Genomic DNA, 15543 nt, shown 5'->3' on the forward strand with positions numbered 1-15543 from the left:
ACACAACTTATAATCCCGCCCACATTCCGATGCGGGTATGGAATATCCGCGCCTGAGCCTTTTATCTTTTTTATCGGTCATCGCCGCGATACCTCGCCCTGACCGTTCGGAGTTGAAATGCTATCGAGCTACCTTGGCGAATTCCTGGCCCTGGCCACCGTCCACTTTCTTGCGGTGGTCGCACCCGGCCCTGATTTCGCCGTGACGATCCGCCAAAGCGTTCGTTTCGGCCGCTGGGTCGGGATCTGCACAGCATTGGGCATAGGCGCCGGCATCTCGGTGCATGTGATCTACACCCTGCTCGGCGTGGGTGCGCTGATGCACGCCTTCCCCTGGTTACTGATGGTCGCCAAGGTGGTGGGGGGTGCCTACATTCTTTACCTGGGGGTCAGCCTGCTGCGCAGCCAACCCAAATCCACGCTTGAAGGCGTACACAGCAACGATCAAGACACTGCTGGGCAAACGCCATTCAAAGCGTTTGTCATCGGGTTTCTGACCAACGCCACCAACCCGAAAGCCACGCTGTTTTTCCTGGCCATCTTCACCACGCTGATCAGCACCACCACACCGCTGCAGATCCAGGCGTTGTACGGGCTGTGGATGTGCCTGGTGAATGCACTGTGGTTTGTCCTCGTCGCGTTGTTTTTTTCCAGCGATCGAGTGCGGGAAGTGTTTATGCGCATGGGACATTGGTTCGAACGGAGCATGGGCGTGATCCTGATTCTTTTTGCCGGACGGTTGATCCTGTCCCTGTAAACACGCCCTCAAAATCAAACAAAAGACAAATTATTGACGGCGACTTTACCGAGAATTCCCCTCCCGTCACTTTTTAGTCGTTTTTTTTGTTTATGGCGTGGCGCTTTGCCATGCATGAACTACCTTCAAAAAGAAGCGGGCACGACGGTGAATAAATCACCCCTAGGGCGACCCGATCAACACCGGTCACCCTGCTCGTCACCCCGGTACCGCGGGGCTCAAAAAGTTTTTTCGAAAGCTGCCTGCCATTCAGTCAGGCCGGTGGGATGCGCTCGCTCGCTTGTAGCGACGAGGCAGTCACCGCCGCCGCTCAATGGTCTGGTGCAATACAAGGGGGCAGCCCGGGCCCCTTAAGTGATCCGAGGCATTTGTTAAGCCTAGGGACGGCCTCTCTGTCGAGGATCACTTCATGAGCTATCGTACCCCGCCCGCGTTAAAGCAATTGATGCATGGCCTGTTCTGGATCGGCCTTGGCCTGGAAGCGGCCCAGGCCGCAACGGCAAACTGTTCTCAGTTGGATAATTTGCCAGCGACCTTCGAGGTTGGCCAAGGGCTTCAGAATGAATTGCGTATCCTGGCCCCCGTGACGAAACTGGCGGTGGGTGACCCGAAAATTGCCGACGTGCAACCCAGCGGTAGCGACGCCTTTATTCTTACAGGTCTGGCGCCCGGCGCTACCAGCCTGATGGTCTGGACGGCCTGCTCAAAAAACCCGCGCCAGAGCATGATTTTCGTCAAAGGCAGAGCCACTGCGGCACTGACCAGCGCAGCGAGCGTGCCCTCCGAAGACCCTATGCTGCTCGCCCAGGTGCAAACCGACATCCGTTTCGTCGAAGTCAGTCGGACCAAGCTCAAGGAAGCTTCGACCTCTATTTTCGGCAGCCGTGGCAACTTCCTGTTCGGCGCGCCGAGAACCCTGCCCACCATCGGTGGCGTGGTGCGGCCTTCGTTGCCGGTCAACAACGACATGTTCAACCTGTCCTTTGCCACCGGACAAACCCTGCTGATGATCAATGCGCTGGAAGGCAGTGGCTTTGCCTACACCCTGGCGCGGCCGAGCCTGGTGGCCCTGAGCGGGCAGAGCGCGAGCTTCCTGGCCGGCGGCGAAGTGCCAATCCCGGTGCCCAGTGCCGGCAGCGACAACGTGTCCATCGAGTACAAGGAATTCGGTATCCGTCTGACCTTGACGCCCACCGTCGTCGGAACCAACCGCATCATGCTCAAGGTCGCACCGGAAGTCAGTGAGCTGGATTTCACCAACGCGGTGAACATCGCCGGCACACTGGTTCCGGCGCTCACCGTCCGCCGTACCGATACCAGTATTGCCCTGGCCGATGGCGAAAGCTTTGTCATCAGCGGCCTGATCAGCACGCGTAATGCCTCTCAGGTGAACAAATTACCGGGGCTGGGTGATGTTCCGATTCTCGGTGCGTTCTTTCGCGATAATTCCATCAATCGCGAAGAACGCGAGCTGCTGATGATCGTCACGCCGCATCTGGTCCAACCGTTGGCCGCCGACGCACAACTGCCGACGTTGCCGGGCGAACAGCTGCGCAATTACGACCCGAACTTCTACCGCATGTACTTCCTTGAAAACGGCGAGTTCGACAACCGTAACGGGCTGTCCCAATGAGCCGGCGCCTGAAGTGCAGTCGTCCACGTGTTCAACCTGATACGAGGGGGCATTCAATGAAAGCGGTGATCGCGATAGCTGCAACGGTGCTGCTGGTCGGCTGCGCCAGCAACGGCGTGGCTTCACGCCCGACCAGTTGCGCCAAGCCCGGCTCCGATCAGGAACTGGCGCTGAATCTGGCTGATGACATGGCCAATGACGGACGTTTGTATGCAAGCTTGGCGAACCTCGAAGGTCTGCCGCAGGATCTGGTCCAGGTCCGCCTGCGCAAGGCGCGCGTGCTGCGCCTGATGGGACGGAACGAGGCAGAGCCGTTGTACCAGAGCCTGCTCGGCACTTGCCTGGCCGCTGATGGCGAGCATGGCCTCGGGCAGTTGGCTGCCGCCAGACAGGATCATGCTGGCGCCACTGAACACCTTGAGCGCGCTGTGAAAATGTCCCCCACCGAAGGAAAAATCCGCAATGACCTGGGAGTTGTCTATCTCAATCAGCGACGGATCCCTGAAGCCCGCTTCGAGTTCATGACCGCCATGGAGCTCAGACAGTCCGACTCACTGGCCGCCTTCAACATGGTGACGCTGCTGATTTACCAGGACAACTGGAAGCAGGCCGCCGAACTGGCAAACATGGCCAACCTGAGCCCCAAACAAGTGGCGGATGCTCAAGCCCGAGCGGAAAAAATCAGAGGCTCGGCCCCTACCGGGGCGACATCCCCCGTGAACCGTTTGGGCGATGTGGCCGACGCCTCATCCGATGCGGTCAAGTAGCGCCTTACGAGGAGTCCAAGAGATGAAAACCAGACAACTGTTGATCGTGTGCATGACTTGCCTGTCCACCCCCGCCTGGGCCATTGAACCTGGCCCCTCTTCGGCTGCGCAACAGGGCACGGAAAGCTGGATGCAGCTGCAGATTCGCGGGGTGGTGGCCTCAACCCACCTGCAAACCGCCTCGGCCACCGAACGGGAATTGGCCATGCAGCGCTGGCTCAATAGCTTCAATTACCCGATCCCGGAATTCTTCGAACAGGACTCGGGTGGGGAAATCACCAGCAGCAACTGAAACACAGTGGAAAAACAAAAGATCGCAGCCTTCGCCAATACCTACATCCGATCCGATGTAGGCCTTGTCGAAGGCTGCGATCTTTTGCTCTGTCTTGCATCAAGCTGAACGCGCCTGTTTGTGGCGAAGGGATCTATCCCCGCTGGGTTGCGCCGCCCTCCGGCAACTCCCCATTCAACTGAGTCTCGCGCGGGTCCGGCCAATGAATGACACGCCAAATCCTGGTTTCCAGGACCGCTAAGCGGCCCAATGAGGATCAATCCCCTCGCCACGGAGTTGGTGTTCGGTTGGGGATGGACGTTCAGGTGACGATCTTTGTGTGCCCGGCGGTGTGTTGGCTGTCAGGTGATAACCCTTGTGTGCCTGGCTAAGTGTTGGCTGTCAGGCTGTCACTATCGTGGCGAGGGAGCTTACTCCCGCTCGGGTGCGCAGCAGCCGCAAACCGGGGCCGCTACGCTGCTCGAGCGGGAGCAAGCTCCCTCGCCACAGGCTTGTACAACCGGGACCGTATGTCCCTCTACATATTTCCAAAGGCCCTGAACACGCCGATCATGGCCGGGCCGATGGCGACCAGGAAGAAACTTGGCCAGAGGCAGAAGATCAGCGGAAAGATCAGCTTGGTGCCGATTTTGGCCCCCATTTCCTCGGCCGCCTGGGTGCGCCGGTCACGGAACTCATCGGCGTAGATACGCAGGGTGTCGGCCACGCTGGTACCGAAGCGAATGCTCTGGGCCAGCAGGCTGACCAGACCCTGGATATCCTCCAGGCCGGTGCGCAGGGCCAGTTGCTTGAGCGCGTCGGTGCTGGTGATACCCGCGCGGATCTGCGCGTTCACCAAGGCCAGCTCTTCGGCCAGCTCAACCTGGCTGACCGACATCTCTTCCGCCACCCGCTCTATGGTGGTGGGCAGGGCCAGGCCTGACTCGACGCACACCACCATCAGGTCCAGCGCATCGGGAAATGCCGCCCGCAGCCGCGCTTGTCGTGCCTGCTTGCGCTTGCCGACGTACAGCGCCGGCAGCAGCCATCCGATACCCGCCATCAAGGTCGCCACCAGCAAACCGACCATCAAGGACACCTTGATCAGCGGCAGCAGCAGTAACGTAACGCCAAGCAGCAACAACGGCAGCATCAGCCGCACGGCCCAATACATCTGCACCGCCGACGCGGAACGGTAGCCGGCGTGGGTGAGCAGGGTCAGGGTGGCGCTGGCCTGGGCCGGGTCAGTCGCGGCGAAACGCTGGCCGACCCGCTCCAGCAAGAGTTGCAGGTTACCTGGCGCCTCCCGCCCTTGCGCACTCCCGGAATACCCCCGTTTGATCAGCGCCAGACGCCGTTGCACCGGGTCCTGCAGGCCGAGCATCAGCAGGATCATGGCGACGACCGCCAGTACCGTACTGAGGCCGATCACGGCGATGAACAACAGCCGTGCCATTTCTTCGCTTCCGGCAAACCGACTGAACAACCCGAGCAGAAAATCCATGACTGATACCTCTCGCCGCAAGGGCGCTTAAACCTGGATCCGGATGATTTTTCGTATCCAGAGAATCCCCAACAACATGGCGCCGAACGCGAACATGATCAGCTTGTGCCCTATAGGATCATTGATCAGCACCGGCATGTAGCTGGGGCTGGTGAGCACGATGGCGATCGCCAGCACGAAGGGGATCGCCACCAGCACCCAGGCCGACATGCGCCCTTCCGCCGACAAGGTGCGGATCTTGCGCTGGAAGCGGAAGCGCCCGCGGATCAAGCGGCTCAGGCGCTCCAGCACTTCGGTCAGATTGCCGCCGGTTTCGCGGTGGATAAGTATGGAGGTCACCAGCATCATCACCGTCATGCTCGGCATGCGCTCCAACAGGCCGAGCATGGCCCGGCGTACATCGTTGCCATAGTTGATGTCGGCGAAGGTCATCCCGAACTCCTGGGCGACCGGCCCCTTGTGCTCCTCGGCGACCAGACGCAGGGTTTCGTTGAACGGGTGCCCGGCGCGCAAGGCCCGGCACATGGCGTCCAGCGCGTCCGGCAAACCTTCCTCGAAGGCGGCGAAACGCTTGCTGCGATCGCGCATGATTTTCAGCACCGGCAACCAGGTGACCACAGAGGCCACCAGCAGCGCCACCCACCATACCGGCCAGAACATCAGCACCACGGCACCGGCCGCCACGCCCAGAGCCAGGCCGAGCATCATCACCCGATAGGCCCGGTACTCGTGGCCGGCCTGCTCGATCAGCTGGGTCAGGTTGGCCATGAACGGCAACTGTTCAAGCCGAGCTTCCAGGGGCGACAAGCGCGTCAGGTACTTCTGCCGCAACACGGTCTGCATGTTGGGCAGATGGTTGGCTTTCTCCAGCACATGCAGGCGCCCTCGGATGCGCTTGCGCATTTTTCCGGCCTCGCCGAACACCGGCACCACCACCCCCTGGGACAGGAGGAAGACGGCGATGAACACCATGGCAAGAAAAATCAGGATGAACTCGCTGGGGATGTTGTTCATGACGACCGAGCCTCCATCCACTCAGGGCGGAACAGGGTCAGCGGCAACTCGATGCCGCGCCTGGCCAACACGTCGCGAAAGGCCGGGATCATGCCGCTGGGGCGATAATCCCCCAGCACCTCGCCGTTTTCCCCGATGCCTTGGCGCGTAAAAGAGAAGATTTCGGTCATGGTGATGATCTCCCCTTCCATGCCGTTGATCTCCTGCATGCTCACAACACGTCGTTTGCCGTCTTCTTGACGCTCCAGTTGGATCACCACATCGATGGCAGAGGCAATTTGTTGACGCATGGCCTTGATCGGAAACGTCGCGCCGGTCATCGACACCATGTTCTCGATTCGCCCCAAGGCATCACGCGCGGTATTGGCGTGGATCGTGGTCAGGGAGCCGTCGTGGCCGGTGTTCATGGCGGTGAGCATGTCCAGCGCTTCGGCGCCACGCACTTCGCCGATGACAATGCGGTCCGGACGCATCCGCAGGCTGTTGCGCACCAATTCCCGCTGGCTCACCTCGCCGCGCCCCTCGATGTTCGAAGGCCGGGTTTCCAGGCGTACCACGTGAGGTTGCTGCAGTTGCAGTTCGGCCGAATCCTCAATGGTGACAATACGTTCGTTGTGAGGGATGAAACTGGACAGCACATTGAGCATGGTGGTCTTGCCGCTGCCGGTGCCACCGGAAATCAGCACGTTCAAGCGCCCACGGACAATCGCCTTGAGCAACAAGGCAATGGCCGGGGTCATGGTGCCCACCTGGATCAGGCTGTCGGTGTTGAGCAGGTCCACCGCGAAGCGCCGGATCGACATGCTCGGACCGTCGATGGCCAGGGGCGGGATGATTGCGTTGACCCGCGAGCCGTCCTTGAGCCGGGCATCCACCAGGGGTGACGACTCATCGATGCGCCGCCCCAGGCTGGAAACGATACGGTCAATGATGTTCAGCAAATGCTGGTCGTCGCGAAAGCGCACATCGGTTCTTTGCAGCTTGCCGAAGCGTTCGACATAGACCGAGGCGAAACCGTTGACCAGGATATCGGACACGCTATGGTCGGCCAGCAACGGTTCCAAAGGCCCCAGCCCGAGCACTTCGTCGGTGATCTGCTTGATGATCAACTGACGGCTGGCCGAGCTTACCGGCGCCGAATGCTCATCGAGCAGACGCTGGCAGATATCGCGTATCTGTCTCGTGGCTTCGGCCTGCTCGAGGGAGTCGAGCAAGGACAGGTCCATGACCTTGAGCAGTTGCTGGTAGATTTTTTCTCGCCACTGGGCCTCCACCGGGGTCACTTGGCTTCGAGTTTCGTAGAGCACGTCGGGGATGGCATGCTCCCAGGCCATCAATGCGTCTGTCGGATCCGGCAGGCTGTCGCCGGCCAAAGCAACGGTTGGTTTACCGGGCTGTTTACGCAAGCGGTTGCGGAAGTCGCTGATCATGGGTCACCCCCCGAAAAAACGGTTGAAGGCACGTTTGAGCAGGCCTTTGTCTGCGGCCATCTGGTGACCGACCAGGTCTTCGGTCAAATCGCGCAGGGCAACGGTGATGGCCGCCCTCGGCGCATGCAGCCCCAACGGCACGCCAGTGTTCTGACTCTGGCTGACCAGGTTGAAGTCGTTGGGTAATTTCGACAGGTTGGTGCACCGCAGGGCTTCGGCGACATCCTTGAGGCTGACCGCGGCCGCCTTGTCATAGCGGTTGACCACTATCTGCAACTGGTCCCCGCGCACGCCCAGGTCCTCGCGAAGGATCCGCACCAGGGCGCTGGCATCGCGCAGATGGCTGACACTTTGTTGAACCACCACGTAGACCCGGTCGACCTGCTCCAGCACGGAGCCGGTGAGGTGGTCGATCTGCCGCGGCAGGTCCACTACCACCCAGTCATAGCTGGCACGGGCCAATTGCAACAGGGCGTCGAGTTGTTCCGGCTGAGCGTCCTGTGGCAGGCACAACTCGCCGCTGCGGCCACCCAGCACGTGCAGGGTCGGACTGAAATGGCTGCAAAAACCCCGCAAGGCGATACTGTCCAGGTCTTCGACCTGTTGCAGCACTTGCAGATGGCTATGGGACTGGGCCACATCCAGGTAATGGGTGACGCTGCCAAATTGCAGGTCCATATCCAGCAACAGGGTGGTACCTGCCTGGGCGCTGAGTTGCTGGGCCAGGTTGCAGGCCACCAGGGTTGCACCGGAACCACCCTTGGCACTGATGACGGCAACCAGCTTGCCTGCCGCGCCGTGGCCGACGCGGACCTCCGCCACCAGACGATTCAGGGCGGCCACCAGTTCCGTCTCGGCGAAGGGCTCTGGCAGCACGTCCCGGGCACCGGCCTGCATCGCCAGACGCATGCCTTCCTGCTCGCCCATCAGACCGCACACCAGCATCGGTGGACGCTCATGGGCCGGACGCTGCAGCAACGCCGCCAGCTCTTCGCGCCACAAGTGACTGACCCGCAACAACAGCAGATCGGGCATTCGCTCCAGGCCATAGAGCGGATCGACATGGCCGTTGCTCACCAGGCGCGTGCTCACTTCCAGGCAAGGCATGCGCTGGCAGACGCACTGCAAGTCGCGCAGGGACGAAGCGTCACGACTGCTGATCAGTAACCGCAGCCCGGCTTTGCCGGTGACGGTCGACAGTGGCGTTTCCCTGGTATTCAGCATGGTGTGATCTCCCCGGAATCGGAATGACGCCCAAGGCTTTCGCGTGGCAAGGTCGCCCTGAACGTGGGCAAGGTAATGGGCACGCCAAACCCGGGAATGAACAGATTGAAAACGAAGTTCTGCACGCTCAACTGCACGTAACGGATCGCGCGAAAGCCATTGGTGCTGACCGTGTCGGCGGGGTTCGCCACCACGGCGCCGTTCACATCCAGATAGGTCAGCGCCAGGTTCGAAGTGGCGAGGCTGCTGATCAGTTGACTGGTACCTGAATCTGTCGCGGCATTGAAAATGGCCCGGCGCAATACCACCGGATCGTTGATATTGCACACCGCGGCCAGACGCGCGCCGCGTCGCGCGGCTTCATCCAAGGCATTGGCGGTGAAGTACAGCCGGCCCATTTCCACCACGCCGAACAGCAGGATGAACACCAGCAGCCCGACGAAGGCGAATTCCACGATGTAGGTGCCTTGCATGTGCTTGTTGTTCATCACAACGCCCTCATGACGGTGGTCGCCACCAGTGGGATGCCCAAGGCAATGGCACTGCCGAAGAAACCGGGAATTGTTCCGCCGCAATTGCCTGCGCCAATCACCGGGCAGAAGGTGTAGGTGATGGTCACACGCACATGATCAACACCCACCGCGGCGACCTCCACGTTAGCCGTGGTCAAGCCGGCCACCACCGCGGCGCCGGCCTGACTCGGAGTGCCATACACCGCGACGTTTTTCGTCTGGGTCTGCAGCGTGTTGTTCAGGGCGATGGTGCCCAGGGTGCTATTCCAGGCCTGGCTGGCGACGAATCGATTGGCATCACGGCTGGCCTGTAGCAGCACGTTGTATTGAAAGAGCATGCGGCCGAACTCGCCAAAGGCCAGCAACAGCAGCAGCAACAACGGCAGTACCAGGGTGAATTCCACCAGCGCCACGCCTTGCTGGGCCTGCACTGATTTGAAGTGGGCAAGTCGCATGACGCCTCCTACGAGTCGGTGCTCGGAGTGCCGCTGCCGTTGAGATAGGTTTTGTAGAGCTGAATGATCTGCGGGCCGGTGTCGCTGACCGGCGTGGGGCCGGGCACGTTATCGCCTTCGCATTCCTGGACGAACTGGCCAAAAATGATGGAATCCGAACCACCGCCATTAACCGGCTGCACGACGAAATAACAGCCAAACCCCAAAACGGGAATCGAGGTCGAACCGCTCAGTTTGCCGGTGCAGTCACCGATCACGATCTTGAGCATCCGCCGCTCGAAGACCCCGTTGCTTTCACAGCCGCTACCGGCCCCGGCCACGCAAGCAGCGACCGCCGTTTTCCAGTCGTTGTAGTCCAGTATTGCCTCGCCAGCAGCGCTAAGATCGCCGTTGCTCGAGGTGATGGATTGTCCTTTGTATTGCGCCTGGGAGAGCGCGTCGTCATAGGTCATCGCCGGGTTGCTCGATGCGATAACCAGGTCCGGTGGATAGTCCGAAGCGCTGACCGGACCGTTATAGATACCGAATCGCGTATTCAAGCCTTGGGACGTCGGCCCGGCTTTGTTGCCCGGCGCGGTCTGGACGTTGTCCCCGACACTGCGGCAGATCGAACCGCCGCCCGCCAGGTCTTCGCGCACCGCGCTGCCGCCGGAGCCGAAATCGAGCAGTTGGAAATTGCCCGGCCCAATGGGCGAAGTGTTGCCCGCGGCCGTCTTCAGCACCGTCAGGTCGCCAAAGCGATAACTCCAGAAATTTCCGGCTGCCGGATCGTATTGACTGGTATCGCCGCAGACCATCAAGGGCGCGAGATCACACGGAGCCGTCGGGCTGGGGCCTGCGGTGGCGATCGCCGCCACGGCTTTATTGCCCAGGCCGGCACTGCCCATCGTTTGAACGAAACTCCAGAAGAAACCGCTCAACCGATAACTGGACACCGACACTCGCACGTATTTGGCATCCGTCGGCCCAGGATAGGAAAACGGGCCATAAACGCTGCTGGCCAGTTCCACTGCGGCGAACGCGCCCGGGTTGCCGGCGACGGCGGTTGCCAGTTCAGCGTTGCCCGCAGCGTTGGCATTTCGTGTCAGCGTGTCCAGGGCGGCGGCCCGAGTCGTACTGGCCATGTTGAGCCCCCCCGCCACCTGGCTCAGGGTCTTGGCGCCGCTCAAGGCGGCGGCATCCACGGCATTTTGCAGACGGGTCTTGTTGAGCAACATGTGTCCGCCATCCAGGGCCAATGCCGCCATCATGGAAATCGCCATTAACGCGATCACCATCAACACACTCACTGCTCCTTCCTGGCGCCGAGGCGTCGCAGTGACAGGCTGCCGGATATTGGGATTCATGATCGAGCCCTCGTTTGCCGACGCGTGAGGATCGGCATTGCCATGGCCAAAGGACCAGGCATTTTTCTACGCGTGTCAGTGAACGTTGACGACGCTGCTTTCGACGCCACGGATCACCGTGATCCCGCTGCTCTGCGGTTTGGCGCTGCGCTGCACCACGGGCCTTGGCACCACAGCGGTCGCCGCCGCCATCACTGGAGCCGGAGGGGGCGCCACGACCACGGCTTTTTTCTCCAGGTTCAGCGGGTTACGCAAGGCCAGCTGCAACTTGCCCTCGGTCTGCGCGGTCACCAGGGCCTCGGCTTCAGTGGCCGACATTTCCAGCGTCACGGCCCGCACCACCACCGGCTGGGTCTTGTCGGTGCCCGCCGTCTGATCCACCGCCAGCACCCGCAGGTTTTCAAGGATGGTCCGGGACACGGCGTTGTTACTGCCGGCGCTGGTGGTCTTGGTCGCCAGCACGTCGACCCGGTTCCCCGGCAACAGGAAGCCCCCCACACCGACCACATCATCGACCCGCACCGAGATGGCGCGTTTGTCAGGATCGATCAGCGACGCCAGGGTGCTGCCACCCAAATGCTCACTCAGACGCGCGCCCCGCACGATGTCTCCGCGCAGAATGTCGAACGTCGCGATCTTGCCTACGGCCTGTTCGCTGGAATCAAAGGCATCGTCCGGGATCGTATCCATCGGCATGCGCACGGTGGTGACCTGCTGGGCCTCGACCATCTGCCCGAAGGCAATTGGCACGGTGGCAACCACCACGCTGCGCAAATGGTCATCGGGTTTGGCGTTAAGTCGTGCGCTCAGCCAGGAGTCAGCCATCCATGCGGCACCCAGGCCCATGACCAGGGAAACGCCAATCAGCGAAAACGTACGAGAGCTCATGTCGGTATCTCCGATTCAAAGGAAGTCGAGCTGAACGAAGTAGTTGTGCCAGGCCCATTCCAGCTCTTGCGGCAACAGGGGCCCGGAACCGCCCAGGTAACGCTGGCGGTCGAGCGCCATGTTCAACAGGTCGCGGGGATGGCAAGGCACCAGCGGCATGCCCTCGCCCGCATAAAGCTGCTGCAGCACATAGCGCACCAGCAGCGGGTCATGGGGGATGCCCAGGCGTTCGCATTCCTGGCGCCAGATGCGCTCGTATTCTTCGGGCTTGAGGTAACCGAATTGCACCTTGTAGCCAATGCGGCGCAGAAAGGCTTCGTCGGCCAGTTCCAGGGGGTTGAGGTTGGTGGAAAACACCAGGACCAGATCGAACGGCAACTCGCAATGGCGACCACCGCCCAGGTTGATGAAGTCGCGCTTCTCTTCCATCGGCACGATCCAGCGATTGAGCAATTCGGCCGGGGCCATGCGCTGGCGTCCCATGTCATCGATGATGAACAGGCCGTTGCTGGCCTTGAGCTGCAACGCGGCCTGGTACTGGCGGGTAAAGGGGTCGTAGCGAACATCCAGTTGCTCCATGTTCAACTCGCCGCCCGTGATGACAATCGGGCGTTTGCAGCACAGCAGCCGACGGTCGATGCCTTCATTGAGCATCAGATTGTTCGATTGGCTCTTGTCATCCAGGCGCTGATGCACCTGCGGGTCGTAGATCTCGATCACCGACTCATTGATGACGATGGCATGGGGCACCCAGATGGCCTCGGCGAACAGACGGATAAGACGGCTGCTGACATAGGTCTTACCGGTGCCCGCGGGGCCGTAAATCATGATCGCCCGCCCTGAATTCAGTGCCACCCCCAACTGATCGAGCATGCCTTGCGACAGCACCATGCCGGCCAGGGCTCGTTGCATGTCGGTGGCGGTGATACGCCCATGGTGAATGGTCTGGATCTTGATCAGGGACCGATAGGTACTCACCGGGAAAGGCGCCGCACCGATATAGCCACTGCGAGACAGGGCGTCGCGAGCGGCACTGCGGCCGCGTTCGGTCAGGCCGTAACGCAAGGCCTGTACGCTCGTTTGCCCGAGCTGGCCGAGCACTTCGACACGACCGTCCTTGCGCAGGAACGCCAGGACTTCTTCCAGCACCGCGCCGGTCAGCGCCAGGCGCTCCACCAGCCGCGTCATGTCCAGTACACCAGCGTCGTGCAGATGCTTGCAGACCAGCTCGCCGAGAAAACTGTCAGTCAAGCCGGTGTCTTGAATCGTGCATGGCTGAGGGGCCAGGCGTTGCACCGCTTCCCGTTCACTGGGGTAGGCATCACTATCGTTGATGACGTGCATGACTAGACTCCCCAGCCATCGGCAATCAGCTGCCAGTAGACGCTGTTCAAGGTGCCGATCAGGATCGCGATCGAATAAGGAAAAGGTTTGCCGGCCACCTCATCCGCGGTAGGCGCCAGGTAAGCCTGGGCCCGCACGATCAGCCAGTAACGCTGCAGGGTCTGGAGCAACTGGCCGCGGGCCAGCACGATCAGAAAACCGCATACGCCACCGGCAATCAGGCTGAACAGTGCAGCCCACAATGCGTAATGAACCGGCAGGAAACTGCCCACCATGGCCATCAACTTGACGTCACCGGCCGCCATGCCACCCACCGCATACATGGGCAAAAACAGCGCGAAACAGACCAGCATGCCCAGCAGGCTATCGCCCGTTCCGCTGATCCCGCCTGTATAAGTCTGACCGGCCAAGCCCAAGGCCAGGCCCAACAGGACCAGCGTGTTGGGGATGCGGTGGCGGAGCAAGTCGCTCACCACCGCCACGCCCAGCAGTCCCAGCAGCAGTACCGTCGACACCAGCAATTCCATGGACATGGCGCGTCTCCCTGTTGCAGTTATCGTTAGCAGGCCACGTTGCCGTTGACGGCCTGGCACAGCGCACGGATCTTGGTGTCCACCGCGCCGCCCAGAAGGACGAAGGCTGCCGCCACCAACACCGTGATCAAACCTCCAGCGACGGCGTATTCAACAATGGTCAAGCCATCTTCATCTTTGGCGAACCGGCTGATCGAAGTTCTTATTGTGTGCAGAGTCATTTTTTTCACCTCACCTTTGAATAAAGGCTGTACCGCCATGAACTAAGTTGTCGGGGACAACGCCAAGTCCATTTGAGTGATTCGTTGTACTCACAGCAAAAGAGTCGCAAGCGACGCTTCCTTGAAAGACGCCGTGTCCCCCACGCAGTTGTCGCTGTCAGCAGGCGACGTTGCCGTTGACGGCCTGGCACAGCGCGCGGATTTTGGTATTCACGGCACCGCCCAGAAGCACAAAGGCGGCGGCCACCAACACCGTAATCAACCCACCGGCCACGGCGTATTCCACAATGGTCAGGCCGTCTTCATCTTTGGCGAACTTCAGCACCGAAGCCTTGATTGTTTGAAGAGTCATTTTGCGCACCTCATCAGGGTTGTTTTCAGGGGCAGTACATTTGCAACTGCCTGATGCAACCCTAGTCAGCGGGTGGGGATAGCCGTTAGGAGGATTTTGCACATCGCTAGGATTATTTTGCGGGGGGCCAGGCACGCGTTGTTATTGCAACTCGCAACGATTTGCGCTCTGCGGTTCTGAGCCTGTGGCGCTTAAAAAAACGGCTTATATAAAAAATTATTCGGCGAAGTGATGGCACATTGGCAATACTGCTAGCTTAAGGGCAGTCGTCACGCTGAGTGGTAGGCAAATGATGTCGAGTCTGACCAGAAAGCCAAAGCTGTTGTGGTTCGATCTGACTCACGATCGGTCCACCCAGGAACTTGTCAGCCAGTTCGAGGACACTTGCGACTGCACTCAGGCAAAAGATGCCCTGCTGCCCGGCGGGGAACAGGCAGACATGATCTGCATCCATTTCGATCGCCCGGATACGCCGGGCCTGCGGCGCCTGCTGGAGATCAAGCGCACCGTCCCTGCCACGCCCATCACCATGTTCACCGTGCAGCACTCCGAAGAACTGGCGGTCTGGGCCATGCGCTCCAGTGTGTGGGAATACATGGTACTGCCCCTGTCAGCCACCGAGAGGAAGCGCTACCTGACGGCCCTGGTGCAATTATGCGAATTACGCCGCCACACCTGTGGCCCGCGCAAGACCTCGCTGATCGACCACGCGCCAACCCTGCCGGACAGCATCCGCCTGACCTCAGGACACCAGAAACACCAGGCCCTGAGCCATATCATGCTGTACATCGACCAGCATTTTCGCGACAGCATCGATCAGCGGGACCTGGCCAAGCGATGCGGCATGACCACGTTTCGCTTCAGCCGTGTGTTCAAGGAAGCCAACGGGCTTGGCTTCACCGATTACGTACTGAATAAACGCATGAGTTTTGCCAAGGAACTGCTCGACAATAGCCAGATGCCTATTACCAGCATCGGCTATGAGGCTGGTTTCAAGGATCCCTCCTACTTCGCCCGCGCCTTCAAGCAGTACGCCAACTGCACCCCCAGCGAATACCGCCTGGCGCGGCAGATGCGAACAATGACGCCCGCTCCCCAGCCGCCGGAAAACGAGAGCGCAGAGGCACTTGAGAGCCTGGTGGATAGCCTCGAAGGGTGAAGCTCGCTTTTTCACGGACGAAAAAAAACGCCGCTCAATGAGCGGCGTTTTTTGAATTTGGAGCGGGAAACGAGACTCGAACTCGCGACCCCGACCTTGGCAAGGTCGTGCTCTACCAACTGAGCTATTCCCGC

At 60.5% G+C, this 15543-nt stretch carries 17 protein-coding genes and 1 tRNA gene; 5 read left to right on the forward strand and 13 right to left on the reverse strand.

Going from position 1 to position 15543, the window contains the following annotated elements; genetic code table 11:
* Window positions 1-117: 117 nt before the first annotated feature.
* From AAIS01_RS20705 to AAIS01_RS20720, 4 genes are all read left to right on the forward strand, one after another.
* A complete protein-coding gene (locus AAIS01_RS20705) occupies window positions 118-756 on the forward strand; it encodes a LysE family translocator (RefSeq protein ID WP_343470497.1) in 639 nt (212 codons plus the stop codon).
* 409 nt (window positions 757-1165) lie between these two features.
* Window positions 1166-2389 carry a type II and III secretion system protein family protein gene (locus AAIS01_RS20710; RefSeq protein ID WP_092458696.1) on the forward strand — a complete coding sequence of 408 codons (1224 nt, stop codon included), beginning with the start codon at window positions 1166-1168 and terminating at the stop codon, window positions 2387-2389.
* 56 nt (window positions 2390-2445) lie between these two features.
* Complete coding sequence (locus AAIS01_RS20715; protein WP_343470499.1) at window positions 2446-3156, forward strand: tetratricopeptide repeat protein; 711 nt, start codon at window positions 2446-2448, stop codon at window positions 3154-3156.
* Between the two features lie 22 nt (window positions 3157-3178).
* On the forward strand, window positions 3179-3448 hold the full coding sequence (locus AAIS01_RS20720; RefSeq protein WP_343470500.1) for a DUF3613 domain-containing protein: 270 nt from the start codon (window positions 3179-3181) through the stop codon (window positions 3446-3448).
* 517 nt (window positions 3449-3965) lie between these two features.
* Here the strand turns inward: AAIS01_RS20720 and AAIS01_RS20725 are convergent.
* From AAIS01_RS20725 to AAIS01_RS20780, 12 genes are all read right to left on the reverse strand, one after another.
* Window positions 3966-4931 (reverse strand): type II secretion system F family protein, encoded by a 966-nt coding sequence (locus tag AAIS01_RS20725; RefSeq protein ID WP_343470501.1) that lies wholly within the window; start codon window positions 4929-4931, stop codon window positions 3966-3968.
* 27 nt (window positions 4932-4958) lie between these two features.
* A complete protein-coding gene (locus tag AAIS01_RS20730; protein ID WP_186657474.1) occupies window positions 4959-5945 on the reverse strand; it encodes a type II secretion system F family protein in 987 nt (328 codons plus the stop codon).
* Complete coding sequence (locus tag AAIS01_RS20735; protein WP_343470502.1) at window positions 5942-7375, reverse strand: TadA family conjugal transfer-associated ATPase; 1434 nt, start codon at window positions 7373-7375, stop codon at window positions 5942-5944. The genes AAIS01_RS20730 and AAIS01_RS20735 overlap by 4 nt, the downstream gene beginning before the upstream one ends.
* Window positions 7376-7378: 3 nt before the next feature.
* Window positions 7379-8599 carry an AAA family ATPase gene (locus AAIS01_RS20740; protein ID WP_343470503.1) on the reverse strand — a complete coding sequence of 407 codons (1221 nt, stop codon included), beginning with the start codon at window positions 8597-8599 and terminating at the stop codon, window positions 7379-7381.
* Window positions 8593-9087: a TadE/TadG family type IV pilus assembly protein gene (locus AAIS01_RS20745; protein ID WP_343470504.1), complete on the reverse strand. Its 495-nt coding sequence runs from the start codon at window positions 9085-9087 to the stop codon at window positions 8593-8595. Before AAIS01_RS20745 ends, AAIS01_RS20740 begins: the two co-directional genes overlap by 7 nt.
* Window positions 9087-9566, reverse strand: a complete 480-nt coding sequence (locus tag AAIS01_RS20750) for a TadE/TadG family type IV pilus assembly protein (protein ID WP_343470505.1) — start codon at window positions 9564-9566, stop codon at window positions 9087-9089. Before AAIS01_RS20750 ends, AAIS01_RS20745 begins: the two co-directional genes overlap by 1 nt.
* Before the next feature lie 8 nt (window positions 9567-9574).
* On the reverse strand, window positions 9575-10915 hold the full coding sequence (locus AAIS01_RS20755; RefSeq protein ID WP_343470510.1) for a TadE/TadG family type IV pilus assembly protein: 1341 nt from the start codon (window positions 10913-10915) through the stop codon (window positions 9575-9577).
* Window positions 10916-10987: 72 nt separating this feature from the next.
* A complete protein-coding gene (gene cpaB, locus AAIS01_RS20760; protein ID WP_343470506.1) occupies window positions 10988-11800 on the reverse strand; it encodes a Flp pilus assembly protein CpaB in 813 nt (270 codons plus the stop codon).
* Window positions 11801-11815: 15 nt separating this feature from the next.
* The gene (locus tag AAIS01_RS20765; protein ID WP_214913387.1) at window positions 11816-13144 is read right to left on the reverse strand and encodes a DUF8689 domain-containing protein; all 1329 of its coding nucleotides are present in this window, start codon (window positions 13142-13144) and stop codon (window positions 11816-11818) included.
* A gap of 2 nt (window positions 13145-13146) precedes the next feature.
* Entirely contained in the window at window positions 13147-13677 is a 531-nt protein-coding gene (locus AAIS01_RS20770; RefSeq protein WP_047228159.1) for an A24 family peptidase, read from the reverse strand.
* 26 nt (window positions 13678-13703) lie between these two features.
* The gene (locus AAIS01_RS20775; protein WP_047228300.1) at window positions 13704-13898 is read right to left on the reverse strand and encodes a Flp family type IVb pilin; all 195 of its coding nucleotides are present in this window, start codon (window positions 13896-13898) and stop codon (window positions 13704-13706) included.
* Between the two features lie 157 nt (window positions 13899-14055).
* Window positions 14056-14250, reverse strand: a complete 195-nt coding sequence (locus AAIS01_RS20780) for a Flp family type IVb pilin (protein ID WP_008070254.1) — start codon at window positions 14248-14250, stop codon at window positions 14056-14058.
* A 289-nt stretch (window positions 14251-14539) separates the two neighbouring features.
* On the opposite strand from AAIS01_RS20780, the gene AAIS01_RS20785 reads away from it, so the two are divergent.
* Entirely contained in the window at window positions 14540-15409 is an 870-nt protein-coding gene (locus AAIS01_RS20785) for a response regulator transcription factor (RefSeq protein ID WP_343470507.1), read from the forward strand.
* 58 nt (window positions 15410-15467) lie between these two features.
* Here the strand turns inward: AAIS01_RS20785 and AAIS01_RS20790 are convergent.
* Window positions 15468-15543, reverse strand: a tRNA-Gly gene (locus tag AAIS01_RS20790).

It is taken from the genome of Pseudomonas halotolerans, assembly GCF_039581215.1.
Lineage (GTDB): Bacteria > Pseudomonadota > Gammaproteobacteria > Pseudomonadales > Pseudomonadaceae > Aquipseudomonas > Aquipseudomonas tehranensis.

Coding starts and splice junctions, on each gene's coding strand:
- AAIS01_RS20705 (WP_343470497.1), top strand. CDS start 118: ATGCTATCGAGCTACCTTGGCGAATTCCTGGCCCTGGCCACCGTCCAC.
- AAIS01_RS20710 (WP_092458696.1), top strand. CDS start 1,166: ATGAGCTATCGTACCCCGCCCGCGTTAAAGCAATTGATGCATGGCCTG.
- AAIS01_RS20715 (WP_343470499.1), top strand. CDS start 2,446: ATGAAAGCGGTGATCGCGATAGCTGCAACGGTGCTGCTGGTCGGCTGC.
- AAIS01_RS20720 (WP_343470500.1), top strand. CDS start 3,179: ATGAAAACCAGACAACTGTTGATCGTGTGCATGACTTGCCTGTCCACC.
- AAIS01_RS20725 (WP_343470501.1), bottom strand. CDS start 4,931: ATGGATTTTCTGCTCGGGTTGTTCAGTCGGTTTGCCGGAAGCGAAGAA.
- AAIS01_RS20730 (WP_186657474.1), bottom strand. CDS start 5,945: ATGAACAACATCCCCAGCGAGTTCATCCTGATTTTTCTTGCCATGGTG.
- AAIS01_RS20735 (WP_343470502.1), bottom strand. CDS start 7,375: ATGATCAGCGACTTCCGCAACCGCTTGCGTAAACAGCCCGGTAAACCA.
- AAIS01_RS20740 (WP_343470503.1), bottom strand. CDS start 8,599: ATGCTGAATACCAGGGAAACGCCACTGTCGACCGTCACCGGCAAAGCC.
- AAIS01_RS20745 (WP_343470504.1), bottom strand. CDS start 9,087: ATGAACAACAAGCACATGCAAGGCACCTACATCGTGGAATTCGCCTTC.
- AAIS01_RS20750 (WP_343470505.1), bottom strand. CDS start 9,566: ATGCGACTTGCCCACTTCAAATCAGTGCAGGCCCAGCAAGGCGTGGCG.
- cpaB (WP_343470506.1), bottom strand. CDS start 11,800: ATGAGCTCTCGTACGTTTTCGCTGATTGGCGTTTCCCTGGTCATGGGC.
- AAIS01_RS20765 (WP_214913387.1), bottom strand. CDS start 13,144: ATGCACGTCATCAACGATAGTGATGCCTACCCCAGTGAACGGGAAGCG.
- AAIS01_RS20770 (WP_047228159.1), bottom strand. CDS start 13,677: ATGTCCATGGAATTGCTGGTGTCGACGGTACTGCTGCTGGGACTGCTG.
- AAIS01_RS20775 (WP_047228300.1), bottom strand. CDS start 13,898: ATGACTCTGCACACAATAAGAACTTCGATCAGCCGGTTCGCCAAAGAT.
- AAIS01_RS20780 (WP_008070254.1), bottom strand. CDS start 14,250: ATGACTCTTCAAACAATCAAGGCTTCGGTGCTGAAGTTCGCCAAAGAT.
- AAIS01_RS20785 (WP_343470507.1), top strand. CDS start 14,540: ATGATGTCGAGTCTGACCAGAAAGCCAAAGCTGTTGTGGTTCGATCTG.